The 23,395-nt window shown below is 72.7% G+C and carries 21 protein-coding genes; 16 read left to right on the top strand and 5 right to left on the bottom strand.

Features of this window, described 5'->3' with window-relative positions:
• Positions 1 to 102: 102 nt before the first annotated feature.
• On the top strand, positions 103 to 1,089 hold the full coding sequence (locus ACZ45Z_RS30050) for an ABC transporter substrate-binding protein (RefSeq protein ID WP_468369001.1): 987 nt from the start codon (positions 103 to 105) through the stop codon (positions 1,087 to 1,089).
• Positions 1,090 to 1,153: 64 nt separating this feature from the next.
• Positions 1,154 to 2,368: a hypothetical protein gene (locus tag ACZ45Z_RS30045; protein WP_468368999.1), complete on the top strand. Its 1,215-nt coding sequence runs from the start codon at positions 1,154 to 1,156 to the stop codon at positions 2,366 to 2,368.
• 198 nt (positions 2,369 to 2,566) lie between these two features.
• On the opposite strand, the gene ACZ45Z_RS30040 is transcribed toward ACZ45Z_RS30045, so the two are convergent.
• Together ACZ45Z_RS30040 and ACZ45Z_RS30035 are read right to left on the bottom strand one after the other, a co-directional pair.
• On the bottom strand, positions 2,567 to 3,709 hold the full coding sequence (locus tag ACZ45Z_RS30040) for an NADH-quinone oxidoreductase subunit D (protein ID WP_468368996.1): 1,143 nt from the start codon (positions 3,707 to 3,709) through the stop codon (positions 2,567 to 2,569).
• A gap of 60 nt (positions 3,710 to 3,769) precedes the next feature.
• Positions 3,770 to 4,894 carry an SAM-dependent methyltransferase gene (locus ACZ45Z_RS30035; protein ID WP_468368993.1) on the bottom strand — a complete coding sequence of 375 codons (1,125 nt, stop codon included), beginning with the start codon at positions 4,892 to 4,894 and terminating at the stop codon, positions 3,770 to 3,772.
• 244 nt (positions 4,895 to 5,138) lie between these two features.
• Here ACZ45Z_RS30035 and ACZ45Z_RS30030 point away from each other — a divergent pair, with 244 nt between their 5' ends.
• Together ACZ45Z_RS30030 and ACZ45Z_RS30025 are read left to right on the top strand one after the other, a co-directional pair.
• Complete coding sequence (locus ACZ45Z_RS30030) at positions 5,139 to 6,344, top strand: sensor histidine kinase (RefSeq protein ID WP_468368990.1); 1,206 nt, start codon at positions 5,139 to 5,141, stop codon at positions 6,342 to 6,344.
• 111 nt (positions 6,345 to 6,455) lie between these two features.
• Positions 6,456 to 7,139, top strand: a complete 684-nt coding sequence (locus tag ACZ45Z_RS30025) for a response regulator (RefSeq protein ID WP_468368988.1) — start codon at positions 6,456 to 6,458, stop codon at positions 7,137 to 7,139.
• A 127-nt stretch (positions 7,140 to 7,266) separates the two neighbouring features.
• Here ACZ45Z_RS30025 and ACZ45Z_RS30020 read toward each other — a convergent pair whose 3' ends face one another.
• Positions 7,267 to 8,376: a DUF5937 family protein gene (locus ACZ45Z_RS30020; protein WP_468368985.1), complete on the bottom strand. Its 1,110-nt coding sequence runs from the start codon at positions 8,374 to 8,376 to the stop codon at positions 7,267 to 7,269.
• A 99-nt stretch (positions 8,377 to 8,475) separates the two neighbouring features.
• Here ACZ45Z_RS30020 and ACZ45Z_RS30015 point away from each other — a divergent pair, with 99 nt between their 5' ends.
• On the top strand, positions 8,476 to 8,814 hold the full coding sequence (locus ACZ45Z_RS30015; RefSeq protein WP_468368983.1) for a hypothetical protein: 339 nt from the start codon (positions 8,476 to 8,478) through the stop codon (positions 8,812 to 8,814).
• A gap of 350 nt (positions 8,815 to 9,164) precedes the next feature.
• On the opposite strand, the gene ACZ45Z_RS30010 is transcribed toward ACZ45Z_RS30015, so the two are convergent.
• The gene (locus tag ACZ45Z_RS30010) at positions 9,165 to 10,352 is read right to left on the bottom strand and encodes a threonine aldolase family protein (RefSeq protein ID WP_468368980.1); all 1,188 of its coding nucleotides are present in this window, start codon (positions 10,350 to 10,352) and stop codon (positions 9,165 to 9,167) included.
• Between the two features lie 318 nt (positions 10,353 to 10,670).
• On the opposite strand from ACZ45Z_RS30010, the gene ACZ45Z_RS30005 reads away from it, so the two are divergent.
• The 10 genes from ACZ45Z_RS30005 (at position 10,671) to ACZ45Z_RS29960 (ending at position 19,583) form a co-directional block, all read left to right on the top strand.
• The gene (locus ACZ45Z_RS30005; RefSeq protein ID WP_468368977.1) at positions 10,671 to 11,771 is read left to right on the top strand and encodes a Rossmann-like and DUF2520 domain-containing protein; all 1,101 of its coding nucleotides are present in this window, start codon (positions 10,671 to 10,673) and stop codon (positions 11,769 to 11,771) included.
• On the top strand, positions 11,768 to 12,979 hold the full coding sequence (panC, locus tag ACZ45Z_RS30000) for a pantoate--beta-alanine ligase (RefSeq protein ID WP_468368975.1): 1,212 nt from the start codon (positions 11,768 to 11,770) through the stop codon (positions 12,977 to 12,979). The genes ACZ45Z_RS30005 and panC overlap by 4 nt, the downstream gene beginning before the upstream one ends.
• On the top strand, positions 12,976 to 14,964 hold the full coding sequence (locus ACZ45Z_RS29995) for an L-aspartate oxidase (RefSeq protein WP_468368973.1): 1,989 nt from the start codon (positions 12,976 to 12,978) through the stop codon (positions 14,962 to 14,964). The genes panC and ACZ45Z_RS29995 overlap by 4 nt, the downstream gene beginning before the upstream one ends.
• Positions 14,961 to 16,025 carry a carboxylating nicotinate-nucleotide diphosphorylase gene (gene nadC, locus ACZ45Z_RS29990; protein WP_468368970.1) on the top strand — a complete coding sequence of 355 codons (1,065 nt, stop codon included), beginning with the start codon at positions 14,961 to 14,963 and terminating at the stop codon, positions 16,023 to 16,025. The genes ACZ45Z_RS29995 and nadC overlap by 4 nt, the downstream gene beginning before the upstream one ends.
• Before the next feature lie 5 nt (positions 16,026 to 16,030).
• Positions 16,031 to 16,828: a type III pantothenate kinase gene (locus ACZ45Z_RS29985; RefSeq protein WP_468368969.1), complete on the top strand. Its 798-nt coding sequence runs from the start codon at positions 16,031 to 16,033 to the stop codon at positions 16,826 to 16,828.
• 189 nt (positions 16,829 to 17,017) lie between these two features.
• A complete protein-coding gene (locus ACZ45Z_RS29980; RefSeq protein ID WP_468368967.1) occupies positions 17,018 to 17,674 on the top strand; it encodes a hypothetical protein in 657 nt (218 codons plus the stop codon).
• A gap of 47 nt (positions 17,675 to 17,721) precedes the next feature.
• On the top strand, positions 17,722 to 17,898 hold the full coding sequence (locus tag ACZ45Z_RS29975) for a hypothetical protein (RefSeq protein ID WP_468368965.1): 177 nt from the start codon (positions 17,722 to 17,724) through the stop codon (positions 17,896 to 17,898).
• Between the two features lie 182 nt (positions 17,899 to 18,080).
• Positions 18,081 to 18,563, top strand: a complete 483-nt coding sequence (locus ACZ45Z_RS29970; protein ID WP_468369057.1) for a BlaI/MecI/CopY family transcriptional regulator — start codon at positions 18,081 to 18,083, stop codon at positions 18,561 to 18,563.
• Between the two features lie 9 nt (positions 18,564 to 18,572).
• The gene (locus ACZ45Z_RS29965; RefSeq protein ID WP_468368963.1) at positions 18,573 to 19,091 is read left to right on the top strand and encodes an amino-acid N-acetyltransferase; all 519 of its coding nucleotides are present in this window, start codon (positions 18,573 to 18,575) and stop codon (positions 19,089 to 19,091) included.
• A gap of 156 nt (positions 19,092 to 19,247) precedes the next feature.
• Complete coding sequence (locus ACZ45Z_RS29960; RefSeq protein ID WP_468368961.1) at positions 19,248 to 19,583, top strand: histone-like nucleoid-structuring protein Lsr2; 336 nt, start codon at positions 19,248 to 19,250, stop codon at positions 19,581 to 19,583.
• Here the strand turns inward: ACZ45Z_RS29960 and ACZ45Z_RS29955 are convergent.
• The gene (locus ACZ45Z_RS29955; RefSeq protein ID WP_468368959.1) at positions 19,514 to 20,236 is read right to left on the bottom strand and encodes an SCO3374 family protein; all 723 of its coding nucleotides are present in this window, start codon (positions 20,234 to 20,236) and stop codon (positions 19,514 to 19,516) included. The two genes, ACZ45Z_RS29960 and ACZ45Z_RS29955, sit on opposite strands and share 70 nt — an antisense overlap.
• Before the next feature lie 564 nt (positions 20,237 to 20,800).
• Here ACZ45Z_RS29955 and ACZ45Z_RS29950 point away from each other — a divergent pair.
• Entirely contained in the window at positions 20,801 to 23,329 is a 2,529-nt protein-coding gene (locus ACZ45Z_RS29950; RefSeq protein WP_468368957.1) for an ATP-dependent Clp protease ATP-binding subunit, read from the top strand.
• Positions 23,330 to 23,395: the final 66 nt, after the last annotated feature.

Below are 23,395 nucleotides of genomic sequence, written 5' to 3'. Positions count from 1 at the left end.
CCGCTTCGCGAAGCAGCCTGCCCCTCCGCGTACCCCGCACGTCCGCACGTACCGCCTTTAGCGCACCTCCCGAAGATTCCAACGAACCGAAGGGTGAATTCCATGAGCAGCAAGTCGCGCGCGTCGCGCACCGCCCTCGTCGCGGGCTCCGTCCTCGCGCTGGCGGCCGGCCTCACCGCATGCGGCGGCCAGAGTCTGGAGGCCAAGGGCGGCGCCCAGGGCGGGGGTGGCGGCAAGGGCGGGGGTGGCGGCAAGGGCGAGATAGTCGTCGGCTCGGCCGGGTTCACCGAGTCGAAGGTGCTCGCCGAGATCTATTCCAAGGTCCTCTCCCACGCCGGTTACCGAGCGCGTGTGCAGACGCTGGCCAATCGCGAGCTGTATGAACCGGCCCTGGAGAAGGGGCAGATCGATGTCGTGCCCGAATATGCCTCCACACTCGCGGAATTCCTCAACGCCAAGGAGAACCGCGACAAGGCGAAGCCCGTCGCCTCCAGTGACATCGACAAGACGATGGCGGCCCTGAAGAAGCTCGCCGGGCCGCGCGGTCTGAAGGTGCTGGCGGTCGGCGAGGCCACCGATCAGAACGCCTTCGCCGTCACCAAGGAATTCGCCGCCGAGCACAAGCTGAAGACGCTCTCCGACCTCGGCAGGTCGAAGCAGAAGATCAGGCTCGCGTCGGGTGAGGAGTGCGAGACGCGGGTGTTTTGCAAGCCGGGACTGGAGAAGACCTACGGCATCGACATCGCGGCCCTGGATCCCAAGGGAGTGGGGACCCCGCAGTCCAAGCAGGCGGTGAAGGAGGGCACCGACCAACTCGTCCTGACCACCACCACGGACGCCACGCTCGACAACTTCGGGCTGGTCCTTCTCCAGGACGACAAGAAGCTCCAGAACGCCGACAATGTGGTGCCGGTGGTGAATGCCAAGAGCGCCGGTGACAAGGCGATAGCGACCGCTCTCGACGCGCTCACCCGCACCCTGACCACCAAGGACTTGATCGACTTGAACCGCAAGGTCGATGCCGAGCGACTCAAGCCCGCGGATGTCGCGCAGGCGTATTTGGAGGCCAAGGGCCTGCTGAAGAAGTAACCAGCGGGAAACGGATTCGCGGGCGGGGCCCCATAGGTCCCGCACGCACGGTAAGTTTCTGGCCATGCCACGAGGACGCCACCGCCATTCACCACCCCTCCACCGGCTGCTTCCTCCCACAGCGGTCGCCAGTGCGTCGGTCGCCTGCGCCGCGGGCGCGTGGTTCGTCGGCGACGACCTGGTCCAACGGGTACTCGCCGCGGGCGCCGCGGCCGCCGCGATCACCGGCGCCGTCCTGCTGCGGACCTGGGACCGTAAGGCCGGCCGGCGGGTCGCCGAACTCACCCGCGCCCGGGTGCGCGACGAGTGGCGGACCGAGGAACGGATAGCCGAGCTCGAAACGGATGTCGAGGAGTCCCGCGAGATCCGTGTCGCGCTGGACGGCAAACTGCGCGCCAAGCGCGCCGAACTGGCCCGGCTGCGCAGCGAGCACGCCGAACTGCTGCGCCGTTACGCCACCGCCGAGACCGAACGCGCCAGCGCCCTGGAGGGCCGCCGCCTCCTGGCCATCGAGGCCGCGACCCCGGCCCGGGCCCTGCCGCCGGCCGGCGAGCTGCGCCTGGCCCAGACCGGCAGGCCGGCGGCCGACGCGGCCGCCGACGGCCGGGCGGGAGCTCCGGTCCACGCCACCTACGCGCAGGCCGACCAGGCGCTGCGGCAGTTGGCCCGTAACGCCGCCCGGCAGCGTGCCGGTGCCGGTACCGCCGCGCGGACGCCCAAGAACGGCGGCGCCGGTGGCGTGGGCGAGCGCCGAGGCAGCCAGGACGGTGAGAGCGGCCAGGGGAAGCCCCAGGCGGCCCCCGCGCGCCACGCCCGTACGGACTCCGCCGCCACCCCCGCGCTCCGCACCGTTCCCGCCGCCGCGGCGGCCGTCGCGCCGGCCCGCCCCGCCGCGTCCCGCGCCCAGGGCGGCTTCGACTTCTTCGGCACCGCGCTCCCCGCGGAGCCCCGCCGGCTGACCGCACCCCTGGAGGACGACCTGGCGGACGTGGTCGGCGACGAGGCGCTCGCCGAGGAGTCGGCGCGCGCCCAGGCCCTCTTCCTGGCCCGCACACGGGAGGCCGGATCGGCCGAGGCCGGATCGGTCGAGAGCGGGCCGGCCGAGGGCGGGCCGGCCGAGGGCGGGCGGACCGCCGACGCGGCGCCTGGCGATGCGTCAGCCGATGAGGTGCCGGCGGACGGCTCCTCCGCGGAAGGGATCGGCGCGGTCATCGACCTGACCGCGCACGACGAGACCGAACAGCTCGACGTCGCGGTGCTGCGCCGCGCCATCTCGTAGGCGGCGCGGCGCGGACCCGGCCGTCTCCGGGCCCCGTAACAGACAGGCGAGGTCTCCCCGGGCGCGCATCCGCGCCCGGGGAGACCTTTTTCACGTCCGGACGCAGGGGCCTCGACCAGGCCGGGTGAAAGTTATCCACAGGATGTGGATGAGGCGGGCGGGGCCAACCGAGGCGCTCACCCGTCGCCTACTTGTCGATTACTTGTCGATGTCGCCGACGACGAAGAACAGCGACCCCAGGATCGCGACCATGTCGGCGACCAGCGTGCCCGGCAACAGTTCCGTCAGCGCCTGGATGTTGTTGTACGACGCCGAGCGCAGCTTCAGGCGGTAGGGGGTCTTGTCCCCCTTGGAGACGAGGTAGTAGCCGTTGATGCCGAGCGGATTCTCGGTCCACGCGTACGTCGCGCCCTCGGGAGCCTTGAGCACCTTCGGCAGCCGCTGGTTGATCGGGCCCGGCGGCAGCTCCTCGATGCGGTCCAGGCAGGCGTCGGCCAGATCGAGCGCGTTGTGGCTCTGGTCGAGCAGGCACTCGAAACGGGCCAGGCAGTCGCCCTCCTGGCGGGTGACGACCCGGAGCGTCGACTGAAGATCGCCGTAGGCGAGATACGGCTCGTCGCGCCGCAGATCGAAGTCGACACCGGACGCGCGGGCGATCGGCCCGGAGACGCCGTACGCGTGCACCGCCTCACGCGAGAGGACGCCGATGCCGCGCGTACGCCCGCGGAAGATCTCGTTGCCCAGGACCAGATTGTCGAAGACGTCCATCCGGGAGCGGACCTCGGACACGGCGTGCCGGGCCCGGCCCAGCCAGCCCGCCGGCAGGTCCTCCTTGAGGCCGCCGACGCGGTTGAACATGTAGTGCATCCGGCCGCCGGAGATCTCCTCCATGACGCTCTGGAGCTCTTCCCGCTCGCGGAAGGCGTAGAAGACGGGCGTGATGCCGCCCAGTTCGAGCGGATAGGAACCGAGGAACATCAGGTGGTTCAGGACGCGGTTCAACTCGGCCAGGAGCGTCCGCGTCCACACCGCCCGCTCGGGGACCTCCATGCCCAGCATCCGCTCGACGCCCAGCACCACGCCCAGCTCGTTGGAGAACGCCGACAGCCAGTCGTGGCGGTTGGCGAGCATGATGATCTGCCGGTAGTCGCGCGCCTCGAAAAGCTTCTCCGCGCCGCGGTGCATATAGCCGATCACCGGCTCGGCGTGCTGGATGCGCTCGCCGTCCAGGACGAGGCGCAGCCGCAGCACACCATGCGTGGAGGGGTGCTGCGGGCCGATGTTCAGCACCATGTCGGTGCTCTCCGCCGCGCCGCCGATGCCGACCGTCGTCTCCGTCATGGGAACAGTCTCGCAGTTCGGTGTCCGGGGGTGGGATGACGGTGGGGGTTCGGCGGTGCCTTACCGCGCGAGCAGCCCCCCGCACGCCGCGCCCACCGGCTCCAGCAGCCAGCCGAAGCCACCCAGCCCCGCCGGATCGGTCAGTTCCGCCGCCGCGCCGGCCGCGCCGAGGGCCCGTACGTAGGCGGCCGGATCGCTGGAGGCCAGGGCGAGCGGCGGGCGCCGGCCGCTCACCCCCAGGGCGTGCAGCGCCTCGCGCTGGGTCAGCCGCTCGGCCGACGGCCCGGCGCAGGCGTCCAGCGCCACATGCGCGGTGAGATCGCAGCTACCGTCCGGGACGGGCCGCACCTCGCGGCCCTCACGGAAGCCGGTGAGGGTGCCGAAGAGCGGCCGGTCGCCCCGCTCGTGCGCGTAGTCGACGGCGACGGCGAGCCCGGCGCGCAGCGTACCGACGGCCCGCGCCCAGGCGGCGTCCCGTGGCCGGCCGATCTCGGCCCGCAGCCCGGCGGACGGGACGGCGGCGTCCTCGGCACGGGGGAGGGCGGAGGTGCCTCCGGCAGGGGAGAGGACGGCGGCGTCCTCGGAGCGGGGGGCGACGGAGGCGAACACGGCACCGGCCGGCAGCGGCGGCGACCACCAGCGCTCCAGCCACCGCGCGTCCGCGCCGTCGACCGGCTCGCCCAGCCGCTCGGCGCCGTCGGCCCGTACGAGCACCCGGCGCACCACGCCGTCCGCGTCCGCCTCCACGACATCCACCGGAACGTTGTCGAGCCACTCGTTCGCGAACAGCAGCCCGCACAGCGCACCGGGCTCGGGCAGCCCGGCCCGCCACTCCACGCGCCCGTCCAGGCCCGCCGGCCGCGCGGCCCGCTCGACGGCGCAGGCCCGCACCCGCGCCCCGACCGCCTCCGGCAGCACGTCCAGCACCCCCGTCAGCAGCTCGCCGCGCCCGGCGCCCACATCGACCAGGGCCAGCTCCTCCGGATGCCCCAACGCATCGTCGACGCGGCACAGGAGAGCGGCGACGGCCCGCGCGTAAAGGGGGGAGGCGTGCACCGAGGTGCGGAAGTGGCCCGCCGGGCCCGGTCCGCCGGGGCGGGTGTAGAAACCGTCCGGCCCGTACAGCGCCCGCTCCGCCGCCTCCCGCCAGCCACACCACTCGCCCGTCCCACGCCCAGTCGTCACCACCCCACGGTACGTTCGCCGCCCCGCCACGCCACGCGCGGGCGGACACCGGCCATGGTCCACCTGCCGGCGAGGGCTCAGCCCCTGGCCTCGTCCGCCCCGGCTCACCCGCCCGGCTACCGGGGGACCGACCTCGGCCGACACCGCGGCGCAGGGCGTCTCCACCTTGCGGAGTACGCCCGGCGCGCAGGATCGCTCCTCCGGTTGACCCGTACACCTATTCCGCCTGCCTACGCTGGGTTACGTGCAGCGTCTCTATGACTTCCTCCGCAGGCATCCCACCGGAGTGGACACCTTCTGGGCCGTCCTCCTCCTCGGGTTCAGCGGCCTGTGGGTCGTCTCCGACCTCCACGGCGCACAGGCGTTCCTGGGCGCCCTCTTCACCGTCGGCCTGTGCCTGGTCATCGCGTTGCGCCGCAAGGCGCCCGAGAAGATGCTGCTGCTGACCATCGCCATCGGCATCGCCCAGCTCATCTTCCGCATCGGCCAGAATCCGGCCGACCTCGCGATGCTCGTGATCATCTACAGCGTCGCCTCCGCCCCCTCCACCACCCGCTGGGCCTCCCGCCTCGCCCTCGTCGGCGGCCTCGCCGCCCCCGCCCTCTCCCTCTGGCGCTTCGGGGAGGCGCCCGACGGCCGGCACCTGTGGGAAGCACTGTTCTTCACGGGCCTGCTCACCGTGCCCTTCGTCCTGGCCTGGGTGCTCGGCGACTCCATGCGCACCCGCCGCGCCTACTGGGCCCAACTGGAGGAGAAGGCCGCCCGGCTGGAGAAGGAACGCGAGGCACAGTCCCGCATCGCCGTCGCCGCCGAACGCGCCAGGATCGCCCGCGAACTCCACGACGTCGTCGCCCACAACGTCTCGGTGATGGTCGTCCAGGCGGACGGCGCCGCCTACGTCCTCGACGCCGCGCCCGACCAGGCCCGCCAGGCCCTGGAGACGATCTCCGGCACCGGCCGGCAGGCCCTGGCCGAAATGCGCCGGCTGCTGGGCGTCCTGCGCACCGGCGAACAGCAGGAGAGCGGCGAATACGTCCCCCAGCCGGGCGTCGAACAGCTCGCCGACCTCCTCGACCAGGTCCGGGGCGCCGGACTCCCGGTCGACTTCCGCGTCGAGGGCGAGGCCCGCTCCCTGCCCAGCGGCGTCGAGCTGACCGCGTACCGCATCGTGCAGGAAGCCCTCACCAACACCCGCAAACACGGTGGCCCGGACGTCGGCGCGACCGTACGCCTCGCCTACCGCGAGAGCGATCTCCACCTGCTCGTCGAGGACGACGGACGCGGCGCGCGCCACGAGCTCTACGAAGAGGGCGGCGCGGACGGCCTCGGGCACGGCCTCATCGGGATGCGCGAACGCGTCGGCATGGTCGGCGGCAGCCTGGACGCCGGGCCGCGCCCCGGCGGCGGCTTCCGGGTGAGTGCCGTGCTGCCCCTCAAACCGGAGCGGTGAGCGCCGGTCGCCGGCTCCTGTGAGGGCGGGTGCGGCCCGCCTGATGGCGGGTGGGCCCGCCGCTCGAACCCCCTCCGTACGCTGTAACCCCACTCCTGAAGGGACCCCCGTATGACCATCCGCGTGATGCTCGTCGACGACCAGATGCTGCTGCGCACCGGCTTCCGGATGGTGCTGGCCGCGCAGCCCGACATGGAGGTCGTCGCTGAGGCGGGGGACGGCCTGCAGGCCCTGGAGGTGCTGCGCGCCACTCAGGTCGACGTGATCCTCATGGACGTGCGGATGCCGCATCTCGACGGTGTGGAGGCCACCCGGCGGATCTGCGAGGGCGGGCAGAAGGAAGGCGCCCCCAAGGTCCTCATCCTGACCACCTTCGACCTCGACGAATACGCGTTCTCCGCGCTGAAGGCCGGGGCCAGCGGCTTCATGCTCAAGGACGTGCCGCCGAACGAACTCCTCGCCGCCATCCGGGCCGTGCACAGCGGCGACGCGGTGGTGGCGCCGTCCACCACCCGCCGGCTGCTCGACCGCTTCACGCCCATGCTGCCCGACACCTCCGGCGCCCCGGTGCGCCCCGAACTGGCGCGGCTGACCGACCGCGAGCGGGAAGTGCTCCTGCTCGTCGCCCAGGGCCTGTCGAACGGCGAGATCGCGGCGAAGCTGGTGCTCTCCGAGGCCACCGTCAAAACCCACGTCGGCCGCATCCTCGCCAAGCTGAACCTCCGCGACCGGGTCCAGGCGGTGGTGCTGGCGTACGAGACGGGGCTGGTGCGGGCGGGGGGCGCGGGGAGTTAGAGGCGGCGCGGGTGCGGGCGGGGGCGCGGGGGCCGGGAGGCGGCGCCGGTGCGGGCGCGGGAGCGGGGGGTTGGAAGGGGCGCCGGTGCGGTGCGGGAGGTTGGACGCGGCGCCGGCCGTGGCGCCCTCAGCGCAGGACGCCCTCCAGGAAGTCACTGCCCAGCCGCGCCACCACCTGGAGGTCGAGCTGGTGCAGCACATACCGCCCGCGCCGCCGCGTCTGGATCAACCCGGCCTTCTTCAGCGTCGCGATGTGCCGCGAGACCTCCGGCGCCGTGATCCCGAACGCCGTCGCCAGCTCCCCCGTCGTATGCGGCCCCCGCGACAGCGTCCGGCACAGTTGCATCCGCATCGGATGCCCCAGAGCCTCCAGCCGCTGCTGTACGAGTTCCAGGGAGGCCGGGGCCGGCAACTCCGGGCTGGCGACCGGGTACTGGATCACCGGCCGCCAGCCGGGCGCGTGACTGACCAACAGATGTGGCCAGCCGAACGACGTCGGCACGAACGTGACTCCCGGATCGGTGGCGCTCGCGAACGCCGTCGTACGACCGCTCGCGAGCTTGTCGACCAGGATGCGGGCCCCGCCGCTGCCGTCCTGCGCCTCCTCCAGGGACAGCGCGGCCGAGGTCGCCGGCAACGTCTCGGCCAGGCCCTTGCGGCGCATCAACTCGGTCTTGTGCCGGGCGTCGGCGGCCAGTTGGATGCCCACCCGTCGCCAGATGTCGCCGAAGAACGCCTCCTCGCAATCCTCCAGCAGCCGGCGCAGCCACACCCGCAGCCCGTCCGGGTCGGTCAGCATGCGGTCCGTGAACGCCGCCTGGTGCGGCCCGCGCGCGGCGGCCATCTCCCGTACGCGGGCCCGCTCGGTGGCGTCGACCAGCGGCGACGGCGTGCAGCGGGTGTAACTCGTCGAACAGGTGATCTCGAACGCCGCGGCCACGAACCGCTCGTCGTCGATCAGGTCCATCGCGTCCAGCTCCTCGGCCAGCGTCGCCCCGGGACGGGGCGGCAGGAGGATGTCGGAGCGGGAGGACCGCCACAGGAAGTCGGCCTCGCACAGGCGGTCGGCGAGGTCGGTTTTCAGCCCGGCGGTGGTCGCGGTGACCCAGCCGTGCAGGCCGGGATGGTGCCCCGGCTCGGACAGAGCGTGCAGCGCCGCGCCCAGTTCCGCCAGGGGCGAGGGGGCGAACAGGACGCGCTCCGGCGGCAGCCCGGTGATGTCGATGACGTTGGCCATGCGCACATCATGCGCGAGGCCGCGCCCTGGACGATCGTCGATTGACGGCTCTCGTCAATCGGCGGGCCACGGAGCGGCCCGCCGCCCCACAGTGAGGACATGAACGCCAGCCAGCAGCACCTGCTCGACACCTACCGCGCCGCCCAACGAGGCGAAGCCGCACCGACCCTGCCCGGCGCGGGGACGGTCCGCACCGCCCGCGAAATCCGGCGGTGGCGCCGCCTCTCCCACCGGGCCCCCGCCCCCGCCCCCACCCACCCCCTCCCCACTCGCGCCTGGCACGCCATACGAGCAAGCGCCCGAAAGCTCCTGCCCCGCGCCTCCCACCCTTCCCCCGCCGCACCGGCCCTTACGGGCCCCGCGACCGCTCCCACCACCGCGCCCGGCCCGGTCCGGACGGCGGCGCCGGGGCCCGGCCGGACGGTCGCGCCCGGCTAGACAGGCACGCCCGGCCCGACGGCGGCGCCCGCCTCCGGTCACACGGCCGCGCCGGGCCTCGGCGTGACGGCCGCCCCCGGCCCGACGGCGGCGCCCGCCTCCGGCCAGTCGGGCGCGCCGCCCTCGGGCAGACGGTCGCCCCCGCCCCGACGGCCGCTCCCGCCTCCGGTCACACGGCCGCGCCCGCCTCCGCCACAACGCCCGCCCCCACCCCCGCCTCCCATCCCACGCATCCCGCCCGCGTCTCGCACGTCTGCAAGGTCTCGGCCAGGGCATAGCCCGGCTGCAAGGTCTCGGCCAGGGCATGGCCCAGCACAGGGGGACTGTCCCCCGACGTCTCCCCGACGGCCCTACCTGTCGACGCGCCGCAGGAAGTCCGTCAGGGCCGTGTGGATGTCTTCAGGTGACCAGTGCATCGCGGAGGCGGTCACCGATATCTCCGTCATCGACAGACCGGGCAGGCCCGGTTCGAACCACTTGCGGAACAGCGTCGTCCGTGTCTCCTCCGCCTGCCGCAGACCGGCTTCGTTGAGGGCCTCGGCCGCGTAGGGCAGCCAGACCTGGAACTCGTGGGTGTGCGGGACGGCGGGATGCACCCGGGACCACGGCACGCCGGCCCCGGCCAGGCCGTCCTGGAGCGCCCGCGCGACGACCTTCGCGTGACGCACGTACCCGGGCAGCCGGGGCAGCTCCCGGTCCAGGCCGGCGAGGGCGGTGAGCGCGGCCGGCCACTGCTGGAAAAGCTGGCCGCCGTACCGGTGCCGCCAGGCCCGCGCCTCCTCGATGAAGTCCTCCGTACCCGCGAGTGCCGCGCCCGATATCCCGTCCAGCGACTTGTAGTACGACACGTAGACGCTGTCCGCGAGGCCGGCTATTTCCGGAAGCGTGCGGCCGAAGTGCGGGGCGCACTCCCACAGGCGCGCGCCGTCGAAATGCACCACCGCCTCGCGGTCGCGCGCCGCTTGCACCGTCGCCGACAGCTCGTCCCACGTGGGGAGGACGAATCCCGCGTCCCGCAGGGGCAGTTCCAGGGTCAGGGTGCCGAACGGCTCCTGAAGGTCGTATATCTCGTCCGCGGTCGGCGGGCGCGGTTCGCTCGTCGGATGCACCATGCGCAGCCCGCTCACCACCGCGTACGCGTCGCGTTCGTGCACCTCCATGTGTGACATGGGGTGCCCGGCCACCGTCGGGCTGCCCGTGCGCCCCGCCCAGCAGCGCAGCGCGATCTGCTGCGCCATCGTGCCGGTCGGGAAGAAGGCGGCGGCCGCCGTGCCCAGGGCGTCGGCGGTCCGGCGCTCCAGCTCGCCGACCGGGCCGTCGTCATTGCCGTAGAGGTCGGTCCAGTCGTCCAGGTCGTACACGGACGGGGCGTCGGCCATCAGCCGACTGAGCCGCTCGCGGAGCGTTTCGCCGGAAGGGCCGGCCGCCAGCATCCGCTCCGAGCCGTGCCACGCGGCGAGCAGCCGCTCTCGCGTCGGCGCCCGCCGGCCGCGGCCGCTCCCCGCCCCGGCCGAGCCCTTCCCGCTCGCGTCGTCCACCCGCTTCCCGCCCCCTGTCCACCCCGCGCCGTCGGCCTCCGTCGCGGTCCCTGTCCGCTCCGTGCCGTCCGCCCCCTTCGCAGACCTCGTCCGCCCCGTGCCGTCCGCCCCCTCCACGGCCCCCACCTGCCCTTCCGTTCTCCCGTTGCCCCGATCATGGCGCAGCCCCGCGCACGGCCGCGACCCCTGTGGATAACTCCCGATCGAGACCCCCGTCTCACCTTCCGTACAGCTCTCCGGCCCGCCCGAAACACTCGCGTAGCATGGCCACGAATCGTCCGGTACCCCCCGCGGACTGGAACGGAAGGCCATCGCCGCGTGAACGCACTCCCACCCACCGAGGCCCAGGACCGCCCCGCCCGGCTCACCGTCGGAGTCGTCGGCGCAGGCCGTGTCGGGCCTGCCCTCGCCGCATCGTTGCAGCTCGCGGGGCACCGCCCGGTCGCCGTCTCCGGGGTGTCCGACGCCTCGGTACGACGTGCCGCGGCGCTCCTGCCCGACGTGCCGCTGGTCCGACCGGCCGAGGTGCTCGCCCGCGCCGATCTGGTGCTGCTGACCGTCCCCGACGACGCCCTGGCCGGCCTGGTGAGCGGCCTCGCGGAGACCGGCGCCGTACGGCCCGGGCAGCTCCTCGTGCACACCTCCGGCCGCTTCGGCACCGCGGTCCTCGACCCGGCCACCCGCGCCGGCGCCCTGCCGCTCGCGCTGCACCCCGCCATGACCTTCACCGGCACACCCGTGGACGTGCAGCGGCTGGCCGGCTGCTCGTTCGGTGTGACCTCGCCCGACGAGTTGCGGATGGCCGCCGAGGCCCTCGTCATCGAGATGGGCGGAGAGCCGGAATGGATCGCGGAATCCGCCCGTCCGCTCTACCACGCGGCGCTCGCCATCGGCGCGAACCACCTGGTCACGCTGGTCGCCCAGTCGATGGAGCTGCTGCGCGCGGCCGGCGTCGAGGCTCCGGACCGGATGCTCGGCCCGCTGCTCGGCGCGGCCCTGGACAACGCGCTGCGGTCCGGTGACGCGGCCCTGACCGGGCCGGTCGCGCGCGGGGACGCGGGCACCGTCGCCGCCCATGTGGAGGAGCTGCGCAAGCACGCGCCGCAGAGCGTCGCCGGGTATCTCGCCATGGCCCGTACGACCGCGGACCGCGCACTGGCGAGCGGCCTGCTCAAGCCGGAGCTGGCCGAGGACCTGCTCGACGTGCTCGCCGACGTGTCCTCCGGCCGGGGGGACGCCACGGCCCGCGGCCTGCTCGACGACGGGCGGGAGCCCGGGACCACGGAGCGCGCGCCGGAGCCGGAAGCCGAGACCGGACCCGACGACTCCCAGGACGGCCCGGACGCCCCCGGCCCGGACTCCCAGGACCAGGACGGCCCCGACGCCCCCGATCATGGCCCCCAGGGAGGCGACCGATGACCGCCGCGCACCCCCGCCCGCCCGCCCACCAGGGCCCCCCGCCGAACGAGCCCCAGCCCACGTCCCCGTCCCCGTCGCCGTCCCCCTCCACCCGGCTCGTCCGTTCCGCCGCCGAGCTGCGCGATCTGCCGCGTGGCGGTGGCGCGCGGGCCGTCGTGATGACCATGGGCGCGCTGCACGAGGGGCACGCCACGTTGATCCGGGCCGCCCGCACACGGGTCGGAGCCCACGGCCAGGTGGTCGTCACGGTCTTCGTCAACCCGCTCCAGTTCGGCGCCGGCGAGGACCTCGACCGCTATCCGCGGACGCTGGACGCCGACCTCGTGCTGGCCGGCGAGGCGGGCGCGGACGTGGTCTTCGCCCCGTCCGTCGACGAGGTCTATCCGGGCGGGGAACCGCAGGTCCGCATCAGCGCGGGCCCCATGGGCGAGCTGCTGGAAGGCGCCAGCCGGCCCGGGCACTTCGACGGGGTGCTGACCGTCGTCGCCAAGCTGCTGCACCTGACCGCGCCGGACATCGCGCTGTACGGGCAGAAGGACGCCCAGCAGCTCGCCGTGATCACGCGGATGGCCGCCGACCTCAATTTCCCCGTCGAGATCGTCGGTGTCCCCACGGTCCGGGAAGAGGACGGGCTGGCCCTCTCCAGCCGCAACCGCTACCTCTCCGTGGCGGAGCGGCGCACCGCGCTCGCGCTGTCCGCGGCGCTCTTCGCGGCCCGCGACCGGCTGACGGCCGAGGAGGCGCTGCGCGCCCGCGCCGCGTCCACCAGGCCCCGGACGCAGGACCGTTCGGCGGCCCTGGCCGCCCTCGGCGAGGACCGGGCCGCCGCCGACGCGCACGCCGTCGCGTGCGTCTCCGCCGGGCCGCCGCACGGCCCGTCCGTGGCGCGCGCCGCGGCCCGTTCGGTCCTGGAGGAGGCCGCGCGCCTGCGCCCGCCGCTCGCGCTCGACTACGTCGCCCTGGTCGACCCGTCCGACTTCACCGAGATCCCGGACACGTACCAGGGTGAGGCGGTGCTCGCGGTCGCCGCCAAGGTCGGCACCACCCGCCTCATCGACAACATCCGCCTCACCTTCGGTGCCACGACGGCCCAGGAGCCGGCGGCCACGGCCCGAGCAGCCGGGGCGTCCCCCGCACCCCTCACGTCCCCCGCATTCCCCACACCTCCACCCACCACCCCCCAAGGCCCCCTCGGAGCGACCCGATGACCGCCCCCGGAACAGGCACCGCCACCGGACAAGGCGCCGGACAAGACACCGGACAAGGCGCCGGACAAGGCACCGGCCCGGGCCCCGGCAGTGCCGCCGGCCCCGCCCCCGCCGGCATCCGCCTGAACGCCCCCGCCCCCGGCTGGTCCATCGACGCCGACGTCGTCGTCGTGGGCTCCGGCGTCGCCGGGCTGACCGCCGCGCTGCGCTGCGCCGCGGCCGGCCGGCGGACGGTCGTCGTCACCAAGGCGCGCCTCGACGACGGTTCCACCCGCTGGGCGCAGGGCGGCATCGCCGCGGCGCTCGGCGAGGGGGACACCCCCGAGCAGCATCTGGCCGACACCCTCGTGGCGGGCGCCGGCCTGTGTGACGAGGCCGCGGTGCGTGCCCTGGTCACCGAGGGCCCGGCCGCCGTGCACCGGCTGATCAGCACGGGTGCCCGCTTCGACACCGCGCCCGGCAGCGACGAGATAGCGCTCACCCGCGAGGGCGGCCACCACCGCCGCCGCATCGCGCACGCCGGCGGCGACGCCACCGGCGCGGAGATCTCCCGCGCGCTGGTCGAGGCGGTCCGCGCCGCCGGGCTGCGCACGATCGAGAACGCGCTGGTGCTGGACCTGCTGACCGACGACGCCGGCCGTACGTCCGGCGTGACCCTGCACGTCATGGGGGAGGGCCAGCACGACGGCGTCGGCGCGGTGCGCGCGCCCGCGGTGGTCCTGGCCACCGGCGGCATGGGCCAGGTGTTCTCCGCGACGACCAACCCCGCCGTCTCCACCGGCGACGGCGTGGCGCTCGCGCTGCGCGCCGGGGCCGAGATCTCCGACCTGGAATTCGTCCAGTTCCACCCCACCGTCCTGTATTTGGGGCCGGACGCGGAGGGGCAGCAGCCGCTCATCTCCGAGGCGGTACGCGGCGAGGGCGCCTATCTGGTGGACGCCGACGGCACCCGCTTCATGGTCGGGCAGCACGAACTCGCCGAGCTGGCCCCGCGCGACATCGTCGCCAAGGCGATCATGCGCCGGGCGCAGGAGCAGGGCGCCGACCACATGTACCTGGACGCCCGGCACTTCGGCGCCGAGATGTGGGAGACCCGCTTCCCCACCATCCTCGCCGCCTGCCGCGGCCACGGCATCGACCCGGTCACCGAGCCGATACCGGTCGCCCCGGCCGCCCACTACGCCTCCGGCGGCATCCGTACGGACCTGCGCGGCCGTACGACGGTGCCCGGCCTGTACGCCTGCGGCGAGGTCGCCTGCACCGGCGTGCACGGCGCCAACCGCCTCGCCTCCAACTCCCTTCTGGAGGGGCTGGTGTTCGCCGAGCGGATCGCCGCCGACATCGCCGCCACCCCCACGTCCCCCACCGCCCCCGCGGCCCCCACTGCCGCTACGTCCCCCACCGACCCCACGGTGCCCGCGACCCCCGCCGCACCCGCGGCGACGGACGGCCCGGTCGCCGGCCCGGTCACCCTGCCGCTGCTCGCCCCCGAGACCCGTACGGCCGTCCAGCGGATCATGACGGCCGGCGCGGGCGTGCTGCGCAGCGCCGACAGCCTGGCCCGGGCCGCCGCGGAACTCGACGCCCTCCACCGCGCGGCCACCGCGACGGCCGACGCGTCGGACACGGGCCGGCCGACGGCGCGGGCGACCACGGCCGAGGCGTGCGCCAAGCCCCCCGAGCCCGGCGTGGAGGCATGGGAGGCGACCAACCTCCTGTGCGTGGCACGGGTGCTGGTCGCCGCGGCGCGGCGCCGCGAGGAGACCCGTGGCTGCCACTGGCGCGAGGACCACCCCGACCGGGACGACGCCGCCTGGCGCCGCCACTTCCGCATCACCCTCGGCGTGGACCGGGCGTTGAGCCTCCGTACGACGCGAACCGCCGGCTTCCCGGCGACCGTGCCTCCGGATCCGCTCACCCCCGCCCCCGCGCACCCCTCCTCCTCCCGAACCGCCTCTTCCCCCGATACGGAGCCCACCCCGTGAGCAGCACCCCCGACGACCTCCCCCTCCTCCAGATCGGCGGGCCCTCCGGCGGCGCCCCCACCGGCGGCGGCTGCGGCGACGCCTGCGGCTGCGGTGGCGGCCCCGACGACGGCGCCTACGAGCTGGACCCGCTGTCCTGCGGCCTGGACCCCGACCTGGCCGCGCGCCTGGTGGACGCGGGCCTCGACCCCGTACAGGTCGAGGACCTCGCGCACCTGGCCATCGAGGAGGACCTCGACCAGGGCGTCGACGTCACGACCGTGGCGACGGTCCCCGAAGACGCGGTGGCCACCGCCGACTTCACGGCCCGTGAGGCGGGAACGGTCGCCGGCCTGCGGATCGCCGAGGCGGTCCTGTCGATCGTCTGCACCGACGAGTTCGCCGTCGAGCGGCACGTCGAGGACGGCGACCGGGTGGCGGCCGGCACCCGGCTGCTGAGCGTCACCACCCGCACCCGCGACCTGCTCACCGCCGAGCGCAGCGCGCTCAACATCCTGTGCCGGCTGTCCGGCATCGCGACCGCGACCCGCGCCTGGGCCGACACCCTGGAGGGCACCAAGGCCAGGGTCCGCGACACCCGGAAGACGACGCCGGGGTTGCGCGCCCTGGAGAAGTTCGCGGTGCGCTGCGGCGGCGGCGTCAACCACCGGATGTCGCTGTCGGACGCGGCGCTGATCAAGGACAACCACGTCGTGGCGGCGGGCGGCGTCGCCGCGGCGTTCACGGCCGTGCGGACGGAGTTCCCCGGGGTGCCGATCGAGGTGGAGGTCGACCGGCTCGACCAGATCCCGCCGATCCTCGCCGAGGGCGCCGACCTGATCCTGCTGGACAACTTCACCCCGCAGGAGACCCGGGAGGCCGTCGAGCTGGTCGCGGGCCGGGCCATGCTGGAGTCGTCGGGCCGGCTGAGCCTGGACAACGCCCGCGCCTACGCGGAGACCGGCGTGGACTACCTGGCCGTGGGCGCCCTCACCCACTCCTCCCCGATCCTCGACATCGGCCTCGACCTGCGCGAGGACGACGGCCGGGGCACGGACGACCAACTGCCCGAGGACGCCTGACCGCCATGCTGCTGACCATTGACGTGGGCAACACCCACACCGTTCTGGGCCTCTTCGACGGCGAAGAGATCGTCGAGCACTGGCGGATCTCCACCGACGCCCGCCGCACCGCCGACGAACTCGCCGTCCTCCTCCAGGGCCTGATGGGCATGCACCCCCTCCTGGGGGAGGAGCTGGGCGACGGCATCGAGGGCATCTCCATCTGCTCCACCGTCCCCTCGGTCCTGCACGAACTGCGCGAGGTCACCCGCCGCTACTACGGGGACGTCCCCGCCGTCCTGGTGGAGCCGGGCGTCAAGACGGGCGTGCCGATCCTCATGGACAACCCCAAGGAGGTCGGCGCGGACCGGATCATCAACGCGCTGGCGGCGGTCGAGCTGTACGGCGGGCCGGCGGTCGTCGTCGACTTCGGTACGGCCACCACCTTCGACGCGGTCAGCGCGCGCGGCGAATACGTCGGCGGGGTGATCGCGCCGGGCATCGAGATCTCGGTGGACGCGCTGGGCGTCAAGGGTGCCCAGCTCCGCAAGATCGAACTCGCCCGGCCGCGCAGCGTCATCGGCAAGAACACCGTCGAGGCGATGCAGTCCGGCATCCTCTACGGCTTCACCGGCCAGGTGGACGGCGTGGTGCAGCGGATGGCGCGGGAGCTTGCCGACGACCCCGAAGAGGTCACCGTCATCGCCACCGGCGGGCTGGCGCCGATGGTCCTCGGCGAGTCCTCGGTCATCGACGAGCACGAGCCGTGGCTGACCCTGATCGGCCTGCGGCTGGTCTACGAGCGGAACATCGCCCGGTCGTAGGCCGTAGGCCACAGGTCGTGGCTCAGGGGGCGCGCGATGGCGGGCCCCTTGTCCGTGCGCCCCGGCGGCGCCCGCTCTCACGCGCCCCGGCGGCGCCCCTTTCGCGTACGCCCCGGTGGCGCGGCGCGCTGCCGCGCCACCGGTTGCCAATTAAGCCGCTTTTGTCCGAAACGGTCGTAAAGTCACGGCATGCCTATGCCATACGGATCCCGCGGCGGCATGGCGTTCAGCGCCGATGAGTTGCGTGTGCTCCGTCGCGCCCTCGCCCATGCCCTGCAGTCGACGTCCCACCCCGCCCCGCTCGCCGCCCTCGGCCCGGACCGGTCCGAGGGCATCCAGGAGTACCTCCGGCTGGCCGAGGCGGTGGACGAGGCCGTCCGCGAAGGCGGCCGGCTGCGCGCCTTCCTGCTCGCCGACCTCGCCCGCTACCGCGAAGCCCTGCCCGGCTCGGCCGCCGGCTACCTCGCGCAGCTCAACGAGGCCCTGGCGGCCGGCTACGTCCCCGTCCCCGACGACCTCGCCGCCCTGCGCTCCCTGACCGGCCGCGGCCGCACCACCGCGGCCGAGCGCGAGCGCCGCGGCGCGCTGCTGCGCCACTGCGAGGAGCTCGCCGAGCACTCCGTACGCGCCCGGCTGCGCGCCCTGCCCGGCGGCCGGTCCGCCGGTGACGAGCCGCGCCGCGAGCCGGAGCCGCCCCCCGAGCCCAAGCCCCGACCGGAGCCCCGGCCCGAGCCCCCGCCGCGCCGGCCGCAGCCCCAGCGGCCGGACCGCCCCGTCCCCACGCCGGGCGAGGTCTTCCCGCCGCGCCGCAAGCCCGCGCCGCCCCCCGAGAGCCGCACCGCCTGACGCGCTGCGTACTCTGGAAACCTCACGTCCCAAGGAGGCCCCACGCCATGGATTACGTCGCAGCGCTGCTTCCGCCCGTAGTGATGGCCGTCGCCTTCAGCGCTCTGATCGTCACCATCGTCAAGAGCCAGGGCGGCGCGAACAAGGCCAAGGAAGACGCCGCCGTCGACGCGGCCCTCCGAGGCGAGTCCGCGCGCCGGTCGCCCGAGGCGCACGGCGTCTGACCGGCCCCCGCCATTGCGGCGGTGACGCGCACTTCGTACGGCCCGGGATTGACCGTCCCGGGCCGTACATCCTTTTTCCGGCACAAATCCCGCGAGATCAGTCGAGATCAGCCGACATTCGAGACATCTCCCACTATTCTTCTTGTGTGCCGAGACGCTTGGGTGATCTGGAAGACGCGGTCATGACGCGGGTCTGGGAGTGGAACCGCCCGGTCACCGTTCGAGAAGTCCTGGAAGATCTCCAGAAGGAACGATCGATCGCCTACACGACGGTCATGACCGTATTGGACAACCTTCACCAGAAGGGCTGGGTGCGCCGAGAAGCGGAAGGCCGCGCCTATCGATATGAAGCGGTCTCCACCCGCGCCGCCTACTCGGCCGCACTGATGAACGAGGCATGGTCCGCCAGTGACAACCCCGCGGCCGCTCTTGTCGCCTTCTTCGGCATGATGTCGCCGGAACAGCGCCACGCACTGCGCGACGCCGTACGGATGGTGCAGGCGGACGAGCCCGCCGAACCCGCGGAAACCGCCGCGCCGGCCCAGGAGACGGCCCTCCGCAGTTCAGAGCAGGAGATGCCCCAAGAGGCGCCCGAAGCGGCCGCGGAAGGCCCGGCCGCCGAAGGCGGTGAACCCGGGGCGGGCGCCTCCGGCGCGGAGCGATAGCGTCCCGGCATGCCTCCGCATTCAAAAGGGCTCACCGTCCGCCGCGCCAGGACCAGCGATGTTCCGGCCATCCGCCGCCTCGTCGACTCCTACTCACCCGACGGCATCCTGCTCGACAAAGCCACCGTCACGCTTTACGAGGACATCCAGGAGTTCTGGGTCGCCGAACGCGACGAAGACGCCGAGGTGGTCGGCTGCGGAGCACTCCACGTCATGTGGGAAGACCTGGCAGAGGTACGCACCCTGGCCGTGGACCCGCAGCTCAAGGGCGCCGGCGTCGGTCACCAGGTCCTCGACAAGCTGCTGCGCACCGCGCGCTGGCTCGGAGTCCGGCGCATTTTCTGTCTCACCTTCGAAGTCGACTTCTTCGTCAAGCACGGCTTCGTGGAGATCGGCGAGACTCCCGTAGACGGTGATGTCTACAGCGAGCTGCTGCGTTCCTATGACGAGGGCGTTGCCGAGTTCCTGGGCCTCGAACGAGTGAAGCCGAACACCCTGGGTAACAGTCGGATGCTTCTGCACCTCTGATCAGTGTTCTATGTCCGAATCGCTCCCCTATACCGTGGGGAGCGACCATGCGTTCCCCGGTCCGCGGGCAACTGAACCCTACCCAAGGGTTTGTGTTTTTCCCGGAAAAGCGGTTTGCTTTCCGTCGTAATCCACATTCGATGAAAGGGAAACCCGGTGGCACAGAAGGTTCAGGTTCTTCTTGTCGACGACCTCGACGGCGGCGAGGCCGACGAGACCGTGACGTTCTCTCTCGACGGCAAGTCCTACGAGATCGACCTCACCACCGCGAACGCCGAGAAGCTGCGCGAGTCGCTCGCGGACTTCGTGAAGGCCGGCCGTCGTACGGGCGGGCGCGCTTCTTCTGGCCGTGGCAAGGCGCGTGCGGCTTCCGGTGGCAGCCAGGACACCGCCAAGGTGCGCGCGTGGGCGAAGGAGAACGGCTACAACGTCAATGACCGCGGCCGCGTCCCCGCCGACATTCGCGAGGCATACGAGAAGGCCAACGGCTGATCGCCTCTCGCGCGATCCGATCGGGCATTACGAGCACGCAGCAGCCGGGCCCGGTGGCATTCCGTCGCCGCCGCGCTCACGAGTCGCACGAGGTCGGGGGCGCCCCCACCGTCCCCGATTCCTGCCCCGAACCCCGTGGTGGGCAAGGAATTCCCCGCCTCGCACCCGGGCTCGGGAGGCCGCAGCCAACTCGCGGCCTCCCGCGCGCCGAATCCGCCCGCTGACGGCCCCCCGGGGAAGTCCGCGAGCCACGGGAACCCGGGACCGGCCGACGTGGGGAACGCCGGCGCGGGCATCCGGTCACCGGCCCCCCGGGCCGTGAGATCCGGGGCGAGATCACCCCACTCCAGCCATTGCAGGATTCCGGGGAGTTCCTCCGCGCCCCCGGCCGCGATCAGCACGAGCAATTTCGGCCGGTCGACGGAGGAAATCGCGCCGCTCGCGGGCCCCGGCGCCGTCCGCGCGCCGTGATCCGCCCGGCGGGGGCCGTGCGCGCCGTAGGCCGGGCGCACGGTCCGCAGGAGAGCCACCGGGCCGGTGGGCGGCAGCCGCCGCACTACGGCGCGGCCCGCGTCGGCCGGCATCTCCAGGACGTCGAAACGCAGGCCCGTCAGCAGCTCGACGGGCTCCGTGCCGGTGGTCGGCCAGCCCATCTCCTCCTCGTACCACCGGCGGACGGTGGCAAGGGGGGTACGGGGTCGCGGAAGGGCGCGGGCCATACCCGGTGCAACTCCCGAAACACCGGGAAGTTACGCTGTGTTGGGCGGTGGATACGTACCGTTGCCTCGCAAGGGGCGTGCGGGGGCATTGCTCGGCGTGCGGATGTTCGCCCGTAGCGGATGGATGGGGTCCGCGCCGCATGGAGTGTCAGTGGCCGGGGGTAAGACATTCACAACGGGAAAAAACGGTGTGACCGCGCGCTATTCGCGTCGCCCGGCCTGACGGCGGGCGACGGACGGGCGTGTCGACAAAGGCCGCGTTCGCCACGGGCGTAGTGGCGGAGGGCGTATATGCCTGGCCTGCGGGAACATCGTCTCGCACCATCGGGTTGGAGCAGTAGTCGGCTGTTCGGCAGGAAGTTTCCCCGCGGAGGCGGGGGTGATCCGGACGGATGTCGGCAGTTGGAATGAGCTGTCCCGTCCCACGGGACTAGCATGCGGAAGGACAGGGAGGGGACCGACCCCTAACTGCCTGACCGCTCTGAGGAGCGATTAACGATGTTCGAGAGGTTCACCGACCGCGCGCGGCGGGTTGTCGTCCTGGCTCAGGAAGAAGCCCGGATGCTCAACCACAACTACATCGGCACCGAGCACATCCTCCTGGGCCTGATCCATGAGGGTGAGGGTGTCGCCGCTAAGGCCCTGGAGAGCCTCGGGATTTCGCTCGAGGCGGTCCGCCAGCAGGTGGAGGAGATCATCGGGCAGGGGCAGCAGGCTCCGTCCGGGCACATCCCCTTCACCCCCCGTGCCAAGAAGGTCCTGGAGCTGTCGCTCCGCGAGGCCCTCCAGCTCGGCCACAACTACATCGGTACGGAGCACATCCTGCTCGGCCTGATCCGCGAGGGCGAGGGCGTCGCCGCCCAGGTCCTGGTGAAGCTGGGCGCCGATCTCAACCGGGTGCGGCAGCAGGTCATCCAGTTGCTCTCCGGCTACCAGGGCAAGGAAGCCGCCACCGCCGGCGGCCCCGCCGAGGGCACGCCCTCGACGTCCCTGGTCCTGGACCAGTTCGGCCGCAACCTGACGCAGGCCGCCCGGGAGACCAAGCTCGACCCGGTCATCGGGCGCGAGAAGGAAATCGAGCGGGTCATGCAGGTGCTGTCCCGCCGCACCAAGAACAACCCGGTCCTCATCGGCGAGCCCGGCGTCGGCAAGACGGCGGTCGTCGAGGGCCTGGCGCAGGCCATCGTCAAGGGCGAGGTGCCCGAGACCCTCAAGGACAAGCACCTCTACACCCTCGACCTCGGTGCCCTGGTCGCCGGCTCCCGCTACCGCGGTGACTTCGAAGAGCGCCTGAAGAAGGTCCTCAAGGAGATCCGCACCCGCGGCGACATCATCCTGTTCATCGACGAGCTCCACACCCTGGTGGGTGCGGGCGCCGCCGAGGGCGCGATCGACGCCGCGAGCATCCTCAAGCCGATGCTGGCGCGAGGTGAGCTGCAGACCATCGGCGCCACCACGCTCGACGAGTACCGCAAGCACCTGGAGAAGGACGCGGCCCTGGAGCGCCGCTTCCAGCCCATCCAGGTCGCGGAGCCGTCGCTGCCGCACACCATCGAGATCCTCAAGGGCCTGCGGGACCGCTACGAAGCGCACCACCGCGTGTCCATCACGGACTCCGCGCTGGTCGCGGCGGCCACCCTCGCCGACCGCTACATCTCCGACCGCTTCCTGCCGGACAAGGCGATCGACCTGATCGACGAGGCCGGCTCCCGGATGCGTATCCGCCGGATGACCGCGCCGCCGGACCTCCGCGAGTTCGACGAGAAGATCGCCGACGTGCGCCGGGAGAAGGAGTCCGCGATCGACTCGCAGGACTTCGAGATGGCCGCGGGCCTGCGCGACAAGGAGAAGCAGCTCCTGGCCGCGAAGGCGAAGCGGGAGAAGGAGTGGAAGGCCGGCGACATGGACGTCGTCGCCGAGGTGGACGAGGAGCTGATCGCCGAGGTCCTGGCGACGGCCACCGGCATCCCGGTCTTCAAGCTCACCGAGGAGGAGTCCTCGCGTCTGCTGCGCATGGAGGACGAGCTGCACAAGCGCGTCATCGGCCAGAAGGACGCCATCAAGGCGCTCTCCCAGGCCATCCGGCGTACGCGTGCGGGTCTGAAGGACCCCAAGCGCCCCGGCGGCTCGTTCATCTTCGCGGGCCCGTCCGGTGTCGGTAAGACGGAGCTGTCCAAGACCCTCGCCGAATTCCTCTTCGGTGACGAGGACGCCCTGATCTCCCTCGACATGTCGGAGTTCAGCGAGAAGCACACCGTCTCGCGGCTGTTCGGTTCGCCTCCCGGCTACGTCGGCTACGAAGAGGGCGGCCAGCTCACCGAGAAGGTGCGCCGCAAGCCGTTCTCCGTGGTGCTCTTCGACGAGGTCGAGAAGGCCCACCCGGACATCTTCAACTCGCTGCTGCAGATTCTGGAAGACGGTCGCCTGACCGACTCCCAGGGCCGGGTCGTCGACTTCAAGAACACGGTCATCATCATGACGACCAACCTCGGCACCCGGGACATCTCCAAGGGCTTCAACCTGGGCTTCGCCGCCCAGGGCGACACCAAGTCCAGCTACGAGCGGATGAAGAACAAGGTCAACGAAGAGCTCAAGCAGCACTTCCGCCCCGAGTTCCTCAACCGTGTCGACGACACCGTCGTCTTCCACCAGCTCACCGAGGAAGACATCATCCAGATCGTCGACCTCATGATCGCCAAGGTGGACGAGCGGCTCAAGGACCGCGACATGGGCCTGGAGCTCAGCGGCGAGGCCAAGTCGCTGCTCGCCAAGCGCGGGTACGACCCGGTGCTCGGCGCCCGTCCGCTGCGCCGGACCATCCAGCGCGAGATCGAGGACGCGCTCTCGGAGAAGATCCTCTTCAGCGAGCTGCGCCCGGGCCACATCGTGGTCGTCGATGTCGAGGGCGAGGGTGAGGCCGCCAAGTTCACCTTCCGCGGCGAGGAGAAGTCGGCCCTGCCGGACGCCCCGCCGATCGAGTCCACCGCCGGCGGCTCGGGCTCGACGAACCTGAGCAAGGACGCCTAGCCCAGGCCCCCACAAGGCCGCGCTCCGCGCTCCACCCGGCACTGCCCCGGAACCGTCTCCCACGGT

This window comes from Streptomyces sp. NPDC031210 (assembly GCF_055570395.1).
Note: the sequence above shows the minus strand (reverse complement) of the source record. Positions and strands in the feature narration are given on the sequence as shown.

What these genes read in the sequence shown, in the direction of transcription:
- ACZ45Z_RS30050 (WP_468369001.1), top strand. Translation starts at nt 103, where the DNA reads ATGAGCAGCAAGTCGCGCGCGTCGCGCACCGCCCTCGTCGCGGGCTCC.
- ACZ45Z_RS30045 (WP_468368999.1), top strand. Translation starts at nt 1,154, where the DNA reads ATGCCACGAGGACGCCACCGCCATTCACCACCCCTCCACCGGCTGCTT.
- ACZ45Z_RS30040 (WP_468368996.1), bottom strand. Translation starts at nt 3,709, where the DNA reads ATGACGGAGACGACGGTCGGCATCGGCGGCGCGGCGGAGAGCACCGAC.
- ACZ45Z_RS30025 (WP_468368988.1), top strand. Translation starts at nt 6,456, where the DNA reads ATGACCATCCGCGTGATGCTCGTCGACGACCAGATGCTGCTGCGCACC.
- ACZ45Z_RS30020 (WP_468368985.1), bottom strand. Translation starts at nt 8,376, where the DNA reads ATGGCCAACGTCATCGACATCACCGGGCTGCCGCCGGAGCGCGTCCTG.
- ACZ45Z_RS30015 (WP_468368983.1), top strand. Translation starts at nt 8,476, where the DNA reads ATGAACGCCAGCCAGCAGCACCTGCTCGACACCTACCGCGCCGCCCAA.
- panC (WP_468368975.1), top strand. Translation starts at nt 11,768, where the DNA reads ATGACCGCCGCGCACCCCCGCCCGCCCGCCCACCAGGGCCCCCCGCCG.
- ACZ45Z_RS29995 (WP_468368973.1), top strand. Translation starts at nt 12,976, where the DNA reads ATGACCGCCCCCGGAACAGGCACCGCCACCGGACAAGGCGCCGGACAA.
- ACZ45Z_RS29985 (WP_468368969.1), top strand. Translation starts at nt 16,031, where the DNA reads ATGCTGCTGACCATTGACGTGGGCAACACCCACACCGTTCTGGGCCTC.
- ACZ45Z_RS29980 (WP_468368967.1), top strand. Translation starts at nt 17,018, where the DNA reads ATGCCTATGCCATACGGATCCCGCGGCGGCATGGCGTTCAGCGCCGAT.
- ACZ45Z_RS29975 (WP_468368965.1), top strand. Translation starts at nt 17,722, where the DNA reads ATGGATTACGTCGCAGCGCTGCTTCCGCCCGTAGTGATGGCCGTCGCC.
- ACZ45Z_RS29970 (WP_468369057.1), top strand. Translation starts at nt 18,081, where the DNA reads ATGACGCGGGTCTGGGAGTGGAACCGCCCGGTCACCGTTCGAGAAGTC.
- ACZ45Z_RS29965 (WP_468368963.1), top strand. Translation starts at nt 18,573, where the DNA reads ATGCCTCCGCATTCAAAAGGGCTCACCGTCCGCCGCGCCAGGACCAGC.
- ACZ45Z_RS29955 (WP_468368959.1), bottom strand. Translation starts at nt 20,236, where the DNA reads ATGGGCTGGCCGACCACCGGCACGGAGCCCGTCGAGCTGCTGACGGGC.
- ACZ45Z_RS29950 (WP_468368957.1), top strand. Translation starts at nt 20,801, where the DNA reads ATGTTCGAGAGGTTCACCGACCGCGCGCGGCGGGTTGTCGTCCTGGCT.